General features: G+C 31.9%; 20 protein-coding genes. 9 read left to right on the top strand and 11 right to left on the bottom strand.

Translation table 11 applies throughout. The features are described 5' to 3' along the window. Positions 1 to 213: 213 nt before the first annotated feature. The 5 genes from K5790_RS04475 to K5790_RS04455 all read right to left on the bottom strand — a co-directional run bounded on the left by K5790_RS04475 (position 214) and on the right by K5790_RS04455 (position 4,885). The gene (locus tag K5790_RS04475) at positions 214 to 603 is read right to left on the bottom strand and encodes a hypothetical protein (RefSeq protein ID WP_297592754.1); all 390 of its coding nucleotides are present in this window, start codon (positions 601 to 603) and stop codon (positions 214 to 216) included. Positions 604 to 849: 246 nt separating this feature from the next. Continuing rightward, positions 850 to 2,022, bottom strand: a complete 1,173-nt coding sequence (locus K5790_RS04470) for a site-specific DNA-methyltransferase (RefSeq protein WP_297592753.1) — start codon at positions 2,020 to 2,022, stop codon at positions 850 to 852. A 79-nt stretch (positions 2,023 to 2,101) separates the two neighbouring features. Continuing rightward, entirely contained in the window at positions 2,102 to 3,064 is a 963-nt protein-coding gene (locus K5790_RS04465) for a ParB/RepB/Spo0J family partition protein (RefSeq protein ID WP_297592752.1), read from the bottom strand. A gap of 41 nt (positions 3,065 to 3,105) precedes the next feature. Then, entirely contained in the window at positions 3,106 to 3,630 is a 525-nt protein-coding gene (locus tag K5790_RS04460) for a hypothetical protein (protein WP_297592751.1), read from the bottom strand. Positions 3,631 to 3,646: 16 nt separating this feature from the next. Further along, complete coding sequence (locus tag K5790_RS04455) at positions 3,647 to 4,885, bottom strand: AAA family ATPase (RefSeq protein ID WP_297592750.1); 1,239 nt, start codon at positions 4,883 to 4,885, stop codon at positions 3,647 to 3,649. Positions 4,886 to 5,264: 379 nt separating this feature from the next. Between K5790_RS04455 and K5790_RS04450 the strand changes: the two genes are divergently transcribed. After that, positions 5,265 to 5,471, top strand: coding sequence for a hypothetical protein (locus K5790_RS04450; RefSeq protein WP_008299161.1), 207 nt, complete (start codon positions 5,265 to 5,267; stop codon positions 5,469 to 5,471). A 3-nt stretch (positions 5,472 to 5,474) separates the two neighbouring features. Here the strand turns inward: K5790_RS04450 and K5790_RS04445 are convergent, their stop codons facing one another. Then, entirely contained in the window at positions 5,475 to 6,638 is a 1,164-nt protein-coding gene (locus K5790_RS04445) for a citrate synthase (RefSeq protein WP_297592749.1), read from the bottom strand. A gap of 119 nt (positions 6,639 to 6,757) precedes the next feature. Here K5790_RS04445 and K5790_RS04440 point away from each other — a divergent pair, with 119 nt between their 5' ends. Further along, on the top strand, positions 6,758 to 6,952 hold the full coding sequence (locus tag K5790_RS04440; protein WP_297592748.1) for a hypothetical protein: 195 nt from the start codon (positions 6,758 to 6,760) through the stop codon (positions 6,950 to 6,952). A 41-nt stretch (positions 6,953 to 6,993) separates the two neighbouring features. After that, positions 6,994 to 8,124, top strand: coding sequence for a DHHA1 domain-containing protein (locus tag K5790_RS04435; RefSeq protein ID WP_297592989.1), 1,131 nt, complete (start codon positions 6,994 to 6,996; stop codon positions 8,122 to 8,124). 10 nt (positions 8,125 to 8,134) lie between these two features. Here K5790_RS04435 and K5790_RS04430 read toward each other — a convergent pair whose 3' ends face one another. The 4 genes from K5790_RS04430 to K5790_RS04415 form a co-directional block, all read right to left on the bottom strand. Further along, positions 8,135 to 8,503, bottom strand: a complete 369-nt coding sequence (locus K5790_RS04430) for a PPOX class F420-dependent oxidoreductase (protein WP_297592747.1) — start codon at positions 8,501 to 8,503, stop codon at positions 8,135 to 8,137. A 32-nt stretch (positions 8,504 to 8,535) separates the two neighbouring features. Beyond that, positions 8,536 to 9,366 (bottom strand): PEFG-CTERM sorting domain-containing protein, encoded by an 831-nt coding sequence (locus K5790_RS04425; RefSeq protein WP_297592746.1) that lies wholly within the window; start codon positions 9,364 to 9,366, stop codon positions 8,536 to 8,538. Between the two features lie 85 nt (positions 9,367 to 9,451). After that, positions 9,452 to 9,904: a RidA family protein gene (locus K5790_RS04420; protein WP_297592745.1), complete on the bottom strand. Its 453-nt coding sequence runs from the start codon at positions 9,902 to 9,904 to the stop codon at positions 9,452 to 9,454. Positions 9,905 to 10,072: 168 nt separating this feature from the next. Continuing rightward, positions 10,073 to 10,678, bottom strand: coding sequence for a hypothetical protein (locus K5790_RS04415; protein WP_297592744.1), 606 nt, complete (start codon positions 10,676 to 10,678; stop codon positions 10,073 to 10,075). 261 nt (positions 10,679 to 10,939) lie between these two features. On the opposite strand from K5790_RS04415, the gene K5790_RS04410 reads away from it, so the two are divergent. Continuing rightward, positions 10,940 to 11,080: a hypothetical protein gene (locus K5790_RS04410; RefSeq protein ID WP_297592743.1), complete on the top strand. Its 141-nt coding sequence runs from the start codon at positions 10,940 to 10,942 to the stop codon at positions 11,078 to 11,080. Between the two features lie 19 nt (positions 11,081 to 11,099). Here K5790_RS04410 and K5790_RS04405 read toward each other — a convergent pair whose 3' ends face one another. Then, entirely contained in the window at positions 11,100 to 12,260 is a 1,161-nt protein-coding gene (locus K5790_RS04405) for a TrmB family transcriptional regulator (RefSeq protein WP_297592742.1), read from the bottom strand. A 159-nt stretch (positions 12,261 to 12,419) separates the two neighbouring features. On the opposite strand from K5790_RS04405, the gene K5790_RS04400 reads away from it, so the two are divergent. From K5790_RS04400 to carB, 5 genes are all read left to right on the top strand, one after another. Beyond that, complete coding sequence (locus K5790_RS04400) at positions 12,420 to 12,965, top strand: hypothetical protein (RefSeq protein ID WP_297592740.1); 546 nt, start codon at positions 12,420 to 12,422, stop codon at positions 12,963 to 12,965. Continuing rightward, positions 12,965 to 13,465: a hypothetical protein gene (locus K5790_RS04395; RefSeq protein ID WP_297592739.1), complete on the top strand. Its 501-nt coding sequence runs from the start codon at positions 12,965 to 12,967 to the stop codon at positions 13,463 to 13,465. Before K5790_RS04400 ends, K5790_RS04395 begins: the two co-directional genes overlap by 1 nt. 9 nt (positions 13,466 to 13,474) lie before the next feature. Beyond that, entirely contained in the window at positions 13,475 to 14,668 is a 1,194-nt protein-coding gene (locus tag K5790_RS04390) for an AAA family ATPase (RefSeq protein WP_297592738.1), read from the top strand. Positions 14,669 to 14,793: 125 nt separating this feature from the next. Then, complete coding sequence (gene carA, locus K5790_RS04385; protein ID WP_297592987.1) at positions 14,794 to 15,891, top strand: glutamine-hydrolyzing carbamoyl-phosphate synthase small subunit; 1,098 nt, start codon at positions 14,794 to 14,796, stop codon at positions 15,889 to 15,891. Between the two features lie 4 nt (positions 15,892 to 15,895). Further along, complete coding sequence (gene carB, locus K5790_RS04380) at positions 15,896 to 19,138, top strand: carbamoyl-phosphate synthase (glutamine-hydrolyzing) large subunit (RefSeq protein WP_297592736.1); 3,243 nt, start codon at positions 15,896 to 15,898, stop codon at positions 19,136 to 19,138.

Raw genomic sequence — 19,138 nt, 5'->3', positions numbered from 1 at the left:
TTGAATCATCGTTTAACCCTTGATCTCATTAAATTCATAAATTATTACAAAAATTTTCTAAAATAATTGTAAATCTCATATGATCGCTTTACTTGAACATTGATTGTTGTCAATGAAAGTAAACAATTCTTTGTTTTATCAAACCAATGTGTAAGAAATTCATACATCGCAGATGAGCTGTCACCAAGTAACTCTCCGTTTTTGGTCTTAAGCTCATTTGCATTTATTTTTAATTTTTGCCAAGTTCTCACTTTTATCAATCAAATCAAATTCTACTTTTAATTTTCTTTGATTAATTAATTGATTAATGAAAAATGTTCTTTTTTCAATAAACTCATCTTTGCTTTTTAATTTGGATGTCATGTGTTCAAAAATTTCTTTATCATCACATTTTATTTTGATGGTATCTTCATTTTTAATTATAAAGACCCCGATTCCCCAAAATAATCCAATATGCAATGCAATGTATTTTGATTGTAAATTTGAAATTTTATTTTTGTAAATATTTACATGCTCTCTATTTTGCTCAGTAACTGAATCATTTGATTGAATTACCCATGAGATATTTTTTGCATCGCCATAATAATAAAAAAGATGCTCCAATTGTCAACCAAAAAGGGGTTTTTTGTCTATATAATCCACATGATTCGGGGTTTTATTTTTTGTATTTTAGGCTTGTTTTTGTCAAAATATGTTTGATTTTATGAGAAACGGGGTTTTAGTATATTATAAAACACATGTTTGAGGTTCATAGTGACATTGGAATATTAAAGATTCAAATTTTTCTCGATTTTTATATGTTAATTATTTTCTTTTAGAAATCGTTTAGTATGATGTGTTAAAAAAATATCAAAGTTTGTGGCGTTTAACTATGAATTTGTATTTTTTCCCATCAAGATCTTTTCCTTTATGCATATTCTTTAATCTGGTATACATTGTTTTTAATGCCTCATTATTTTTTTCAATTGTTATACATGAGCGACCGTGTTTAATGCAACTAACAAGTGTTGTACCGCTACCTCCAAAAAAATCTAAAACAAGATCATGTTTTTTGGTAGTGACTTCCAATAGTTTACCTATGAGTTCTTCTGGTTTTTTAGAATCTTTAAAATCACATCCAGGACCACCTTCAGAATAAATTTTTGTTATTATGTCTGTGTAATCTAAAAAATTTGTGAAAAGTAATGGTCTGCCAGCACTGCTTGTGTGTTGAAAATATAATCCTCTTTTATTGGTACTAAAAGGAGTGATAAACCAACGATAACCTAACCCTTTTTTATCTAAACCATGAACTTTCACAAGTAAATTAGCTCCGAGATTTTTAATGTATTTTTCATAAATTGCTCCTGACCAGTTTGCAGTGGCGATTTTTCCAGAAATCATATATTTTCTAAATCTTGTTTTAGATGGTTGTAGTTTAGTTATTTTATATTGATTATTTTTGTATATTTCAACAGTTTTACCTCCAATTTGTTTTTTTATTGGAGAGTCATTTAATATTCTGATATCATAACAAAATTCTTTGAGATCGTATGGAGCATGAGAAGAATAGAAACGAGTAGACTTACTTTTCCTGAAAATTAAAAGATATTCATAAACATTATGAAATGTTGCATTAATCATAAGCTGTCTTTCATGATGTCTAGTTTTCACAGGAAAAACACCCACAAAGCCATGCGGAAAAATTTCTTCAGCGATATTTTTTAAATTGAACATCTCCATTTGGTTTATTGAAATTACAAGAAATCCTGATTTTTTCAAATAAGAATGAGACTTCTTAAGTACATTTTGCATGAATTCTGTCCAACAATCATTATTGTCAGAAAAATAACTCCTTGCTCCTCTATTTCGTTTTGTATTGTATGGAGGATCAAGATAAATTAATTTTGCCTTATTTCTACAAATCTTATCTAATTTTTCAAACCATTTTTCACAATCTCCTTTAAAAATCCGATAGCCAATATCGGCACTGTTTTTAGGAATTCTAATAGCAGTAACTATTGGGCTTGATTTTTTATACAATGTTTAGCTGTAAAGGCTTCAATTGATAAACTTAACGCAAAATAATCCTGATTGAAGATTTTGAGGAAATAGATGGAATCTAATTTTTTAATACTTGTTTACAGAATTTGAAAATAGTCAAAATGTCTTTTTTTAATCCTTTATCATTTTTAAATTCTCGAATAATTTCAGGATCAATATTGTGTATTTTTTCAGATAACTCTACAAATTTTTTAGACCATGGAAATTTCGCAGTGATATATTTCCCCAAATACATATTCATAGCATCTGTAACTGTCATATCGGGGTCATTTAGAAATTTATTAAGAATTTGTGGATCCTCTGCAATTTTATTAAAATGATATAATCCTCCCTTCAGTGCGACAGATGGAATGCGTGCTTTTTGGTTTCCATGAGGAGTTATCAATTCAAAAAATTCTCTTTTACCTGTTCTTGTTGAAAAAAATCTTTTTTTGACTGCATCACTGGCTCTTTGGAAATAAGTATATTTTCTTGGATCTGGATTAAGTTTTTTATTTTTGAGATAATCCCCATATTCTTTGTATAATCCAAAACTTCGATACTCCCTTTCTACAAATCCTTTTGTTTTAGACATCATTTTTGCAATCTCTTTAGAATCAAGCCCTTCACGAAATAACTTATCAATAATAAATGCAACATTGAATGGTCCCCAATCTTTTTTTCCAGTTTGTAAAAGAACTTTAACTGCATCAATATCGTTTTTGGGAGTATTTGAAGGAATTATGTTTGCTAATATTTGATCATAAGAAATTCCTTTTGGAGGTTTTATTCGATCATCATTACTTAGTATTCTTAATGCAACAACTCGTCTACTGCCCTCGATTACACCATATTTTGAATTAGGTAATTGTACAACCCAAATTGGATCAATTACTCCTTGATTTTTTATGGACATGAAAATATCTTTAAGATCATCTTGTATGATTTTCTGGATTTTATCTTCATCCCATTTGGATTTTCCAGTCTGGGTTAATTGATCATTGTATCTAGGATTTACAAGATCTAATTCTATTTTACTCACTGGGATTTTTTTTTGGTTTTGAATTAAATTTTTTAGTGCCATTATTCACTCACATTTTTATTATTTTCAAATGGTTTAAGTAAATTTTTTAGTTCACGATAAAAATATTTGAAAGATTTATTATTTGATACAGCACGACCTGTATCAAAATCTTCCGATATCTCCACCATGATCCTAGTATGTAGGGAACTTCTACCAATTAGCTGATTAAATTTGATTTTATCTATAGTTTCAGAATGATTCCCTTGAGGTTGAAATAATGAAGTAGGTGCACCAGCAGCATACCAGCTCTCAATTGATTTTTTTACTACAATCACATTTTCAAATTCTATGTCATATTCTTTGGAACGTTGTTTTTTCCTTTCTGTAATTGAGGTATAATTATCCATATCTGTAATCAAGATACATGGCTCTTTCTTCTCTTTTAATATTTTGATGTGTTCTTTAACCAAATTAGAATCAGAATTCACAAATTTGTATAATTTAGAAGTGTATTGTGAATAACATTTCTTTAACACTACACCCAATAATCGTACATCATCTGGACCCTCCACAAAAACATGCATTTGCAAATCCTGTAAATCACCCTAGCATATTTTGCGTCATAAGATATTTCATAGACATTACTTTTTTGAATTTTTTAAGTTCTTCATCATTTATGGGTTTAATTACATTAGAATCTCCCTCGGTGTTTCTACTTACAATTAGAATATTTTCAAGTTTAATATGATCAAGAATATTTGTATTATGAGTTGTAACAATTATTTGATTTTCTTCAGATGCATCATCAAACAATTGTACCAAATTAGATAAAATCCCAGGATGTATATTTCTTTCAGGCTCTTCAATAAATGTAAGATGATTGTTCTGTAAGAATAAAACAATGGTTAATGCAATAACATTTACTGTTCCATCAGAAACATAAATCGCAGGCATTTTTTTTGAATTATATGTTTCATTGAGATTAAATCTTAAAGAGCCATCAGTTGTACGTTCTATTGAAATGGATTTGAAGAAAGGTAACATATCATGAACATATCTTGTTAATGTTTTTCTTTTTTTAGGATCTTGGTTTATTTGATTAAGAATAAATGATAGATTAGACCCATTATAGTGTAAATCTGTTCCACTTCTAAAACCGCTAGGTGATTTTAATGATCTTGGATCAAAATCATAAATTCCCATAGTGTTAAGAAAATCATACCAGTTTTTTACCATGAATCCAAAAAGTTTTGCTTCTAGCAATAGTTGTTTATCCGTCAAAGGAGAAAATTCAAAAATTTCATACTGTCTTTGTAATATAGAACCTGCGGTTGATGGAAAATCATATTTTTGTTTGATATCTTTTCCATGTTTTGAAAAAATGATATTTCCCGATAATATTTTATTTTGAGATTCATCTTCAAATGAACCTGATATGATTAACTCATCTTTGATTATTTTGTAATTTGAATTTTTGAAAAATTGCAGAGCAAATTTGTATACAATTTTTTTGGTAGTGACTACAATTGCATAGTCTCCACGAGGATGTATTCGTTCTACTTCGTTTGGTTCATCAGAAACAAAATGAATTTCCATTTTTAAAGTCATGTCTTTAGATGAAAAATTTCGTAGGTATTCACTTCCTCCTTGATAAGAAATAGCATCATCAAGTCCATCAGTAACGATATCTTTTAAAAATGAAAAAATTTGTTTGAAATTTGACTTTCCAGAGGCATTTTGTCCTACTATTACATTCAGTTTTTCAAGTTCTAGATCTAAATCTCTAAAATTTTTGAAATTATGTATCTTAATCCTTTGTATTCTAAAATTAGAAGTCATGACATTTCATACTAACAATAATGCTATAAATTTTGATTTTTTAGTGGAGTCCTACCTTGAAATCTTATGACTAGAGTATTATGCTCACAAATTACCCTTATCTGATTTTATTTTAACAAAATTATGATATTCAAAGTTCAACCCAATAATATCGTATTCTTCTTGTTTTCATATTTATCTAGAAATATTGGATGTAAGAATAATTGAATTTTTAAAATTATGTTTTCATATACATTAGAATTTAATATTGAAAATATTTTTTTGATAGATATTAGATCAAATTTCAAATAAAATAGGCACGTTGGCCCCGAAACTTATGACTTATTTGTCTATATATTTTGAATACCCCACTTATGATCATAGATTGAAAGGTGAACGTATGCTTGAATCACACGCATTCTTTTCAAAAATGGTGGATGAATTAGTAGAATTTTCTGAATATGATCCAGAATTGGCAGATGGAATAAAATGGTTAGATGATCAGGCACAAAAAAAAGGTATCACATTTTATGATATGGTCTTTGAAGTGCTCTACAAACACGATGTTAACTCTAAAGCAAAAGAGTGGCTAAGTACAAGAAACTAAAAATTATTTTCTCAAGTCCAGGGTTTTATATTCACAACCTTCAGGTCCACAATATTTTCCAACATAGACTGCTTTTGGTCTATACAGTGCAGGCTTTGGTGCTGCTTCTGCAAATTTTTCTTCTATGATATGTGCTGCCCATCCTACAACTCTTGAAATTGCAAAGATTGGTGTGTTAAGATCAACTGGAATTTTTAACATGTAATAAAGTGAAGCACTATACAAATCCACATTTGGATAAATATCCTTTCCTTTCTGTTTTTTCATCTCTTCAATGGTAGTAGTTTCAACTTTTTCTGTAATGGCATACCATGGCTCTTTAGTTTTATCTGCAAGCTTTCTTGATAATTCTTTTAGAACTTGTGCACGTGGATCATATGTTTTGTAAACTGCATGACCCATTCCCATAATTCTCTCACCTTTTGACATTTTGTCTTTAATCCAATCTTCAACTTTATCAATAGATCCTATCTCTAAGAGCATTTTCATTACTTCTGTATTTGCCCCTCCATGAAGTTCCCCACTTAATGCACCAATAGCTGCACTTGATGCTGAAAACATATGTGCTCTAGTTGATGCTACTTGTCTTGCGGTAAATGTTGATGCATTAAATGTATGATCCGCATGAAGAATTAAACAAACATCAAAAATCTTTTCAACTTCTGGATCTGGTTTCTCACCAAACATCATGTAAAGAAAATTTGCAGCATGACTAAGTGTAGGATCAGGATCTACAATTTCTAGACCGTCTCTGAGTCTTTGCCAGCTAGCAATAATTGTAGGAACCTTTGCAATCAAACTAATTGCTTTATCATAACTTGCATCTTTGTTTGAAAACTCTTCATCATAATATCCTGCAAGGGCTGCAACAAATGCTTGAAGCATATCCATAGGATCTGCATCTTTTCTCCAATTTCCCATGTTTTTTTGCATTTGTTTGGGAATGTATCTTGCCTCTACAAGTTTTGCATTAAATTCATCTAATTGTTGTTGAGTTGGTAGGTTATCATACAGAAGCAAATATGCTGTCTCTTCAAATGTAGAATTTTCTGTAAGATCTAAAATATCATAACCACGATAAATGAGCTTGCCTTTCTCACCATCAATATGGGAAATTTTGGTATCTGCAACTTCAATTCCTCTAAGCCCAATATTTTTGGTTTCCATACTGAGCCTAGGATAAAATCTTCTATTATATATTCGCAAGAATTGTGTCTATGAAGTTTAGTAATTAGTCTAATATGCTAACTTTGGCTCATAAAAGAGAATTTTTAATTTAAAATTAAATGACTCCACTTGAGCGAAAACATTTGCAAAAATTAGATGAATTAATTCTAAATTCCTCCCCTGAGCAATTAGAAAAAATTCAAGAAATAGACCATCAAACCCAATTAGAGGGGGTTTCATTTTATGATGTATATGTTGATTCAAGCTCTTTAGTTAATCCTAGCATCAAAAAATCTGCCAAAGAATCACAATAATCATTCTTCATTTAAATGAGGGAATATAATTTTTTTAAAATATATTGGCATTAACTAAAACTAAAAAATCTGCATCAAAAAAATCTCCAAAAAAGACTAGCAAAAAATCTGGTAGTAAAAACACACAAAAAACTACAAAAAAGACAAGCTCTGCCAAAGTTTCAAAAAAATCTGCATCAAAAAAATCTACTATTAAACGAACCAAGGTAATTTGTATTTCCCATAAAGAAGATGCTGATGGAATTAGTTCTGCAGCATTGATAAGACAAGCTTTTGGTGGTGATGCAATTCTTGTTGACTATCCTGGACAAATGGAGGCATTACATCAAGTTGTATCTGATGAAAAATTAAAATCCTTATACATTTGTGATTTGGGATTAAGCAAAAAAACTCAAGATGAGTTTATTGATATCATGACTACTTTGAGAAAAAATAAAGTAAGTGTTACCTACATTGATCATCATGATATTGATCCAAATGTTGTAAAATCATTACAGAAAATCAAAGTTAAAGTAATTCATAATATCAATGAGTGTTCTGCAGTTTTAGTTTACAATGCATTTAAATCTAAATTAAATGATCATGCAACTTTTGTTGCAACATGTGCTGCAATTACTGATTATATGGAAGATAGGCCTATAGGTTCTAAATTATTGCAAATCTATGACAGACAATTTGCATTAATTAGTGCAACGGTGCTTACTTACAATATAGTTGGCCATCAAAAAGAACCTGACTATTTGTTGTATTTGGTTGAAGAATTAGCAGACTCTAAATTCCCACATGAAATTCCAAACACCTTTGAATTTGCACAAATTCAAGTTGAAAAATTATCTCAAATGATTGCCAAAGTCAAGAAAGGAATGAAAACCATGAAAAATCTTGGATATATGGAAATTTTAGATGCTGGTGCTAGCGGGGCAGTCAATTTTGTAATGGGTTTATCTGGAAAAAATGTTGGCGTTGCATACAAAGAAAGAGTTGATCATGGTATCTATGCTGTATCTGTTAGAGGTTCGAAAGATTGTAATGTTCACTTGGGAAAAATTGTTAATGTTTTAGCAACTGAGCTCGGTGGTTCTGGTGGGGGTCATGACAAAGCATGTGGTGCAGTCATCCCAAAACCAAAAATTAAAAAATTCATTACTGAACTAAACAAGAAACTTAAATGATTTTTAAACATTAATTGATTTTAATAGAGAATGCACAAAATTCTCCTTTACTTTTACTGAAAAATTTTGCAATTTTTGCCATAAGTCCATACTTTTGGTCTCTCCATTTTACAGCATCTTTAGTTTCTTCATCATTTAGAATTGTAGCAATTCCTGCAACTTGCTCTCCTGTAATTTTTCCTTTAATTGTACAAGTTGCAATTTTCACTTGATTATTGTTTTTTAGACGTTTCACTTTGCCTGTTTGACTTCTTGTAACTACATAGATTAAGTCATTTTTTATCACAAACCATACTGGAGTATTTATCGGTTGATTGTTTTTTCTATATGTCTCAAGTGAAATATATTTCTGAGATTTTATTTCATCCAAATATGTCATTGTGCTTTTAGAATATTTCCTGCCGTAAATTTCTAGTATTTTGGTAAAATACTAAGTTTTGATTTTGCTGAAAATATGATGATTGTAAATACTGAAACTACTAAAACCAGTGATGCAATAACTCCAAACTCTGGAATTACCACTCCGTCTTTGATTTCAACTTTGACTGTTTTTTTGTATTCTGATGCAGCTCCTTGGTTAGCGGTAATTGTGTACATTCCATCCTCATTCCATAGTGGTCCCCCTGTTTTAATATCTACATTGAAATTTCCTTGTGGCCCTGGTGAAACTTGGTTGATTGTAATGATATTTCCTGAAGGTGATTTTACAACTAGTGTTATATCTGAACCTCTAACACTGGTGTTTCCTGTAATTTTGATAACATCTGATCCGTTAATTGCATCAGCTGAAATTGTTAATCCACTTGATGGTGTTGTTGGTTGGCTAGGTGTTTCTCCACCAATTATTGATTCATTGCTTTCTGGGGCATTTGGATTTCTAGGAATTTTTTCTGCAGTTACTGTAAATTGTGTAGTTGCAGTTTTTTCTGTATCTTTATGGCTTGCAGTAACTGTGTAAGTTCCTGCCATGAAACTTGGAATTGTTGGTTTTACTAATTCCCTAAATTCTCCATTATTGCCAATTGAGACTGGAATTTTGTAAACAACTTTGCCATTTGGATCCGTTACTGTAACTGTAACTGGTAAGTAATCAGAGACTCCTGAAATTGTTCCAATAACAAAGACTGAATCTAATGATTTGATATTTTGAGATGATACCCCAACTTCAATTGAGGGCTCTGCAAATGCTGCAGTAGATACAAATGAAATTGCAATTAATACCATTAAGATAGTCTTAGACACTATTTTTCTTAATTTCTTTTTGTATATTAACTATGTTTTTGGAACAGTCGTAATTCACTTCCTTTTTTATATTGATAAATCTTGATTATGCTACTTCGATTATTGCGTCTATTTCTGTCATGGAATTTAGAGGTAAATTAGCTACTCCCAGTGCAATTCTTGAATGCTTTCCTTTATCTCCAAATAATTCAAAAAATAAATCCGAAGCTGCATTGATCACTTTGGGATGCTGTGAGAATTCAGGCGTAGAATTTACAAATCCTGACAACCTGACTATTTTTGAAACATTGTTCAGACTTCCTAACTCTCTTTTGATTTGAGCTAAAATGTTAATGGCACACATCTTTGCAGATTTTTGTGCAGTCTCTATGTTTTCTTCTGAGACTTTGCCTGTGAAGATTACTCTGCCATCTTGCATTGGAATCTGTCCTGAGATAAAGAGCAAATTTCCAGTTCTGATTGCAGGAATATACGAACCTGCAGGTGTGGGTGGATTTGGTAATGTAATTCCAAGTGATTCAAGTTTTTCTTCAATCAAGACTATGATGCTTTATTTTAGTCTGATTTTAGTATTTACAAATCAAATAAAATGAATTGTCAAATAAAAAATTAACAGAAGATCTTGTATATCGGAAAAATTTGTAATTATTTGTCACTAGAGGCATTTTATGATGAGGATCTAGTAAATGTCGCTAGTGGCAACATTTTAGATTTTCAAATAACCTTCTTTTGGTATCCTACTGCTAAAGTCTCTTTGTAATAATATTCTCTCTTGTGTTTTTCTACCTTCAAGTAATCTGTGATTAATCTCATCCATAAACTCATTAATTTGTTTGAAACATTTAGATAATTCTTTTTTCAATTCACTATCATCGCTGTTTTCTCTAGTCCATAGAATTGATGATGCTATTTCAAACATACTAGTCATGCTAGCTAATAATGACTCGTATTCGGATTTTGTATATTTACTAAATTTGTATGAAGTAAGATCAATGGATATGTCTAAAAATATTTTTTTACTCTCTAAATTTTTTATTGATGAATTTATTCTAGATTCAAAGGTAAAAATTGCGTTGTTGATAAATCCAATATGGTCTTCAACTGAATAATGATAGTATTTTTCATAGTATGCATCATTTTTGTAACCGTATTTCTTTATGTGACCAAGTAACTCCATTTTTTTTAAAATTTCTTTAAGTTTAGTTCTGTTGAATCTTTTTTTATTATTTAGACAGGTTTTCCACAAATCTCCAAAATAGTTTTTCTCATCATTCATGCATTCTAGAATATAATTAATTGAGATCATTTGCATGGGCTCTATTTTAATTGGAATTATTTATTGGTGGTGAACCTAAAATTTTGCCTTGTTAGACGCCTGTGATTGGTTTTAGATTAGGAAAGCTGAGTATTTTGTACAAGTTTCTTACCTGTTAATGTAATGAATACTATATTGATAATTTGATTTAGAGCAAAATGCTATACCATGATGAAGAATTAAATGAAGAGCAATTGAAAAAATGTTTTGAAAAATTTGATGCTAAAACAATTGAAATGATACAGTTAGAGTATGACCATGACTAATATTGAAATTATAGCCAACAAGGTATCTGAGTTTATTGCAAAAAATCTGAGAGGTAATACTCCATTTCAGAATACTGCTGAGCTAATTGCATATATTGCATATAAAGAATCAAGAAAAAAGATTGAAAAATAATCTTTTTCAGTTTTAGATTCTAACTCTTACTAATTTTGATGTGAACTCGCTCCCCTTTTGAGGGATTATCCTGAAATACAGTTCTTGTCTTATAGCCTTGTTTTTGGAGACATCCATCTAAAATAGAGACCCATGGAAGTGAATGTCCACTATTTAGTTTTGATTCTACTGTGATGTTTTTTGTATTTGCCTCAAAGTTGACATGTCCTGAACACGTAATTTGTATAATTGCATCTATCATCTCAATAATATCATCTAATGATTTTGATTTTAATGAAATTCCATTCTTCTCTAATAGCTTAAACAAGTCATTTTCTGATTTTTTTGAAATCATGGAAGAATTGAGAATGTATGGTAATCCTAACTCGTTTACAGTTTTGATTATTTTGTAAATTTCTTGGGCTTCTGTTTTTGTCATGTCAGCTAGTGCTTTTGTTTTAACTGCATTCTTCCAAATAGTTGAGAATATTTTTTCTTGGTTTGCCCCTAGGATATCTGTTGATGAGAAAATTGCCCCTTTGCCATTGTCATTATTTACCATTAGTAATTCAGCCTCATCAAAAATAAAACAATTCTGTGTAATCTCTGATGAACGAATTTCAACACCCTCTGGAATTATTCTATATGCTTCTGAGCAAATCTGTGATGGTGATACTAGTACTTTGACTTCAAGATTTCTGCGAAGAACTGACAATAGTTGTTCCTTACATTCTGCTAGTAGTCCAAACCCCCATTGATCAGCCATAATTTTGATTGAAGATTTTGAACCATCAATCATTGTTTGTAGCTGAGCTAAGACATTATTTGCCCCAACATGAAAATATCTTTTCTCTTCAGAACCTCTAGTTTTTCTACTCTCCTCACTCGCTTTCTTTAGATTTGATACTAGGGAGTTCATGGCATTAACTTTGTTAATTTGTTCATGAATTATTCCATCAAATGCATCTTCTGGCGCAATTGCTGTACACATTATTGGTTTGCTTTTTGAAATAATTGCCAGTTTCTTATTTTCTAATTTTAATAACGTTGGATAGATTTTTGTTCTTGGAATCTCCGAATAATATGCCAATTCACTTGCAGAAATCGTTCCTTTTGAAATTAATGCTACGTATGCTTGTGCTTCATATTTGCTCAAGCCAAATTCTTCCAAACTTACCGTTAAAGCATGCTCATTGACCATAAATTTACTTGATTTGTTATTAGGTAAAATTGAGAGCTAAATTCCTTTATACAAATACTCAAAAAAAATCAAAATTGTATCTGTTGGTGGGTGTAACTGTAGTTACTAAATTACTTGAGACAATGACCTCAAATACAAAATCTATCATCCAGTGTTGATATGTTGGTTAATTGTAATTCATTAGAGATTGAAAATATCTCTCACTCTGTAACTCTAGTCCCAAGATTGGATTATTCTATTAATCTATTATCTCAAAATCTTGAAATTTTAAAAGAAAAACGACAAGAGGTAAAGAAACAAAATCAAATTTTACTAGAAGACTATGAACATGACGATAAAACACACCTCAAATCATTAGATCTTGAACAAACTGTTTTATTTTGCTTTGAGACACTCCTTCAAATCAAAAAACAGGTAAGCATGATATCTGGTGTTAATACTATTCCTGAGGTATTGCCACCAATAATTCCGATGATTCGTACTGTTAGCGCTAAATTATATGACATTTTCCCAAACTGTAGCCAGAAACTATCTGAATTATCTGTACATTTGGGTAGTATTGTATTGGATTCAGCTGCTCTTACAAAGGCAAGATTTGATTTTAGTCGCTCAAATGAGGAATCATCAATTTTTCTTGATGAAGTAAAATTGATTGTAGACTCTAAATTAAGAAAGCAGTACCCTAATCTTGATTTTTCAAAATAATGCAATACTTGACTTTACTTAACTCTAAACGTGATTTTACAAAAGATATTGAGCGTATACGAACAATCTCTGCTAAAATTGACAAAAAATTAACCGAAATAAAATCTCCTGATGATAAAACCATTGATAGTTTATCCTTTGAAGAGTTACAGGATTTAGATAAAATTGTAGGAATTGCTGATTTTCTTTTATGCAAATATTCTGATAAAAAGGAAATGCGCTCAATTCTCAAGCATTTTGTATCTATTATATCAGAGGCGTCCACCTCCATATCTGATTTTGATGATGAAATTTCTGAACTAATTCTATCAGCTGAAGATTCTATTAACAAAGTAAAAGATATGCATACTACCCTATCTGATAAATCCGATTTCAAAAAGAATTATCGTAACGGACCTGATTATGATGAACAAGAAACAAGTGCAATTAATTTAACCAATTTTGCGACAGAGATTAACACAGTAGGATACCAACAAAATCATCAAGGACATACTGCGTAGGTAATTGAGATGAGTTTAGCCCCCCAAGAATTAGAAAATACAGCCAGCAAATATGCTTCTGAGGCTATAAAATTTGATTCTCAAGGTGCTCGTGGAATGGCAATTACACACTATCAACATGCAATAGATGCCTTGGTAAAACTATTACAACTCTACCCTACAAGCAAACTAAATCAAATATACAAAGAACGTTGCAACTCTTATCATAATAGAATTAATGCCTTACAGCAGGCTCACGGTGTAGAACCTGCAGTTGATCCAAAAGCTACAGAAGAAGAACAAAAAGCATCAGTTCAGAGACAAGAAGATGAGAATGACTTTGAAGAACTGCTAATGAAAGAAAAACCAGACGTTACTTGGGATCAAGTAATTGGTTTGGATGAAGCAAAGAGTGCATTACGTGAATCAATTGTTTATCCTACTAAACGACCAGATCTTTTCCCACTAGGTTGGCCTAAAGGAATGTTACTCTATGGACCACCAGGTACTGGAAAAACAATGCTTGCAGCTGCCACCGCAAATGAAATGGATGGGTATTTCATTAATGTAGATGCATCATCTATGATGAGCAAATGGTTAGGTGAGGCAGAAAAGAATGTGTCAAAATTATTTTCAATGGCAAGACAATATGCTGAAAAAGAAGGAAAACCTGTTATCTTATTTGTTGATGAAGTTGATTCTCTACTTGGCTCCAGAAACAGTGAAGTCGGTGGAGAGGTCAGAACCAAAAATCAATTCTTAACTGAAATGGATGGTGTAAATGGAAAAGGAAAAGATTTGATGCTTTATGTAATTGGTGCTACAAACAAACCATGGAGTCTTGATTGGCCTTTCTTGAGAAGATTCCAAAAGAGAATCTATGTATCTCTTCCTACACAAGAAGCTAGACAAAATTTGTTTGAGCAATATACTAAACCTCTAAGAAAAGATTTGAGAGTTAATCCTGCTGAATTAGCAAAACTATTTGATGGATACAGTGCAAGTGATATCAAAGATATCTGTCAAGCAGCACAAATCAAAACAGTACATGAAATTTTTAATGCCCCTGATTATCATGAGCCAGTAGAAGGTGAAACTCCAGTTCAACCAAGAGAATTGACCACCTCTGATTTCAAAGATATTATGGCAAGAAGAAAACCAAGTGTTTCATTAGAAATGATTCGTGCATATCACAAATGGAGCGAAGAGTTCCAAGCACTATAAGAAATAATTTGCGATCAGATTTTTTCATTTTTTATCCTCACAAAACTTAAATTCATATTAAATCGGACTTTACGAGGGTCACAATTACTACAAAGAAATCAAGCCACGCAAAAAAGTTTGGAAAACTGATTTTTGATGATGGTACTGTTCTTGATGGTGAAGGTTTTGGGTATTCTACTACTGTTTTTGGTGAAATTGTATTTAATACGGGAATGGTGGGCTATACTGAAGCACTTACTGATCCATCATATAATGGTCAAATTCTTACTCTGACATACCCTCTTGTTGGAAATTACGGTGTTCCAGATCCCTCAATAGTTGATAAGGATGGTATCCCTAAATTCTTTGAATCTGATAAAATACAAATTCGTGGATTGGTTGTTCATGAGTTATCTCTGACTGCAAGTCATTGGAATCTATCAATGACTCTTGATGAATGGATGTATAATGAAAAAATACCTGGAATCTCAGGAATTGATACTAGGGAGATAACCAAGAAACTTAGATCAAGTGGTGTTATGATGGCAGCACTTGTTGTCTCTGATTCAGAAATTAATGTAGAACATGTCAAAAAGGAATTGTCCTCTGCAACCCACTACAATTCCGAACAATTCATGGATATAGTATCTACTAAAGAAGAACGAGTTTATGGCGATGGTGATAAACTAGTTGTTGTAGTTGATACTGGTGCAAAAAATGCAATCTTGAGAAATGTTCGCGAACTAGGTTACAAAGCAATCTTACTTCCATGGAATACTCCTTATGAGAAAATAATGTCTTACAAACCTCATGGGGTAGTACTTAGTAGTGGTCCAGGTGATCCACAAAAATGTCCTGATACAATTGACACTGCTAAAAAATTAATTGAAAATAATGTTCCAACACTTGGAATTTGTTTAGGTGCACAAATAATTGGAATTGCAGGAAACACTGAAACTTACAAATTAAAATATGGACATCGTGGACAAAACAAACCATGTGTTAATTTAGATAATAATCAAGTATATGTTACTAGTCAGAATCATGGTTACGGAATCAAACCTGAATCATTAGAAAAATCTGATTTTAAATTATGGTTTACAAATGCAGATGATAAAACAGTTGAAGGAATCAAACACAAAAAACAAAAATGTGTTGCAGTACAATTTCATCCCGAAGCTGCACCTGGTCCTTATGATTGCAAATTCATCTTTGAAGAATTAAAGCGACTTATGGAGAATTGAAAAATTGCCACTAAATGAATCGTTAAAGAAAATAATTGTACTGGGAAGTGGGGCAATTAAAATCGGTGAAGCTGGAGAATTTGATTATTCTGGAAGTCAATGTCTTAAAGCAATTCGTGAAGATGGACTAAAAACTGTTTTAATCAATCCAAATATTGCTACAATTCAAACTGATACTAGATTTGCAGATCAGGTGTATCTCCTTCCTGTAAATCCAGATTATGTTGAATCAATTATTGAAAAAGAAAGACCTGATGGAATAATGCTAGCATATGGTGGACAGACTGCTCTTAATTGTGGCGTAAAACTTGATGAAGCTGGAATTTTACAAAAATATGGCGTTAAGGTTCTAGGTACACAAGTTACTGGAATTCAGCGAACCGAAGATAGACAGCTATTCAAGGATTCTATGAAAGAATGTGATGTTCCGGTTCTAAAGAGTAAAACTGTTACAAACTTTGATGATGCAAAAAAGGCTGCTGAAGAACTAAACTATCCTGTAATTGTGCGTGTTGCGTACACACTTGGAGGTCGCGGAGGCGGGGTAGCTTACAATGAAATTGAACTTCATGAGATTGTTGAGAGGGGATTTAAAGCCAGTTTAGTAGGCCAAGTCTTAATTGAGGAATACATTGGACATTGGAAGCAAATCGAATATGAGGTAATGCAAGATTATGATGGAAATAATGTAATTGTATGTAATATGGAAAATGTTCTTTCTATGAAAGCTCATACTGGTGATAACATTGTAGTTGCACCATCGCAAACAATTGATAATCATGAATATCATATGTTGCGTTCTGCTGCACTGCGAGCTACAAAACATGTGGGTATTGTTGGTGAGTGCAATATTCAGTATGCTCTTGATCCAGAATCTGACAGATACGTTGCAATCGAAATAAACCCTAGACTATCACGTTCATCTGCACTTGCAAGTAAAGCAACTGGCTATCCTCTTGCTTACATGTCTGCAAAGATTGGCTTAGGATACAACTTATCAGAACTTGTTAACAGAATAACAAAAAGCACAACTGCTTGCTTTGAACCCTCTCTAGATTATATTGTTTGTAAACATCCAAGATGGGATTTTGAAAAATTCGAGCTTGTAAATAGAAGATTAGGACCAACCATGAAATCTGTTGGTGAAGTTATGGCCGTTGGTAGATCATTTGAGGAATCTCTTCAAAAAGCTATACGTATGTTAGATATTGGAAATGACGGACTAGTCTTAAATCGTGTTACTGAAAAAACATACAATGAAGAAGAAATAGAAAATAAATTATCTCATCAGGATGATCATATTTTGTATAATGTTGCAATTGCATTAAAGATGGGAATTTCAGTTGAAAGAATTTACAAACTATCTAGTATTGATCCGTGGTTTATTGAAAAAATAAAAAACATTGTTAATGTTGAATCAAAATTACAAAAATCAGAACTTGATACTTCACTTTTCTGGGAATCTAAAAAAATGGGGTTTTCTGATAAGCAAATTGCAAAGGCCACAACCAAAAACCCTGATGAAATACGTGATTTACGCAAGAAATTAGGTGTGATTCCATCAGTAAAACAAATCGATACCCTAGCTGCTGAATGGCCCGCAGTCACAAATTATCTCTATCTTACTTATGGGGGATATTCCAATGATATTGAAGTTCCAGCAGATGAAAAAGGGGTTGTTGTACTAGGAGCTGGACCTTATAGAATTGGAAGTAGTGTAGAATTTGATTGGGGAACCGTAAATATGGTTTGGGGGCTGCAAGAAAATGGTGAAAAAAATGTTTCAGTAGTTAATTGCAATCCTGAAACAGTATCTACTGATTATGATATTTGTACTAGGTTATACTTTGAGGAGCTAACTCAGGAACGAATCTTGGATATTGTTGAGTTTGAAAATCCTAAAGGAATTATTACATGCGTAGGAGGACAAACTGCAAATAATCTGACTCTGGGACTTGCACAACATGGTGTGAATATTATGGGTACAAGTGCAAAGGATGTTGATAGAGCTGAAGATCGTTCAAAGTTTAGTGCAGAACTTGATAAACTTCACATCCAACAACCAAAATGGCAGGCATTTTCAAATCTTAACGAAGCAAAACTATTTGCACAAGATGTCGGTTTTCCTGTGATAGTTCGACCCTCTTATGTTTTGTCAGGTGCTGCAATGAAAGTTGTCTGGTCTCAAGATGAACTTAAAACATATGTTAAAGAAGCAACTGATGTTTCACCAGATCATCCCGTTGTAATTTCAAAGTTTATGTTAAATTCTTTGGAAGTTGATGTTGACGGAATAAGTAATGGTAAAGAAGTTGTAATTGGTGCCATAGTTGAACACATTGATAGTGCAGGTGTTCATTCTGGAGATGCAATGATGTGCATTCCTCCTTGGCGTCTTAGCAACAAAACAATTGAAACTATTAATGAATACACAAAAAAGATTGCATTAACATTTAATGTAATAGGTCCATTTAATCTACAATTTCTCGTCCACGATGATCATGTCTATGTAATTGAGCTAAATATTAGAGCGTCACGTTCAATGCCATTTGTTTCAAAACTTGTTAAATTGAATCTTATTTCCCTTGCTGCAAAGGCTATTTTGAATAAACCCCTGCCTAAAATCCCTGAAAATAAATGGCAAAAAATCCATAATTATGGAATTAAGGTTCCACAGTTTTCCTTTATGCAGCTTGAAGGAGCTGATATTGCATTGGGTGTTGAGATGCAATCTACTGGTGAGGCAGCTTGTTTTGGAAACAGTTTCTATGATGCCTTATCCAAAGGATTGACTTCTGTAGGTTACAATCTTCCAGAAACTGGAACTGCACTTGTCACTGTAGGTGGTGCTGAAAATAAAGCAAAACTTGTTTCTTCAATTGCCAAATTGAAAAACCTTGGGTTTAAAATTTTAGCAACAGAACATACAGCAGAATTCTTTGAAGAAAAAATTGGACAAATCCAAATTGTTCATAAGATATCAGAACCTGGAAGAAAACCCAATATTGCTGATCTACTCTATGAACGAAAAATTGATTTTATAATAAATATCCCAAGTACATCCACTTTGGAAAAATATGTTGGAATGTTAGATGATGAATATCAAATTCGAAGAAAATCTTTGGAGCTTGGAATTCCTGTTTTAACAACATTAGAATTGGCTGATTCTTTTGTTAAAACATTGGAGTGGTTAAAAAATAACAAAACTACCAAAGATCCAATCGAGCCATATGATGAATTTGAATAA

Source organism: Nitrosopumilus sp. (genome assembly GCF_025698945.1).
In the GTDB taxonomy this organism is placed as follows: Archaea; Thermoproteota; Nitrososphaeria; order Nitrososphaerales; family Nitrosopumilaceae; genus Nitrosopumilus.
Note: the sequence above shows the minus strand (reverse complement) of the source record. Positions and strands in the feature narration are given on the sequence as shown.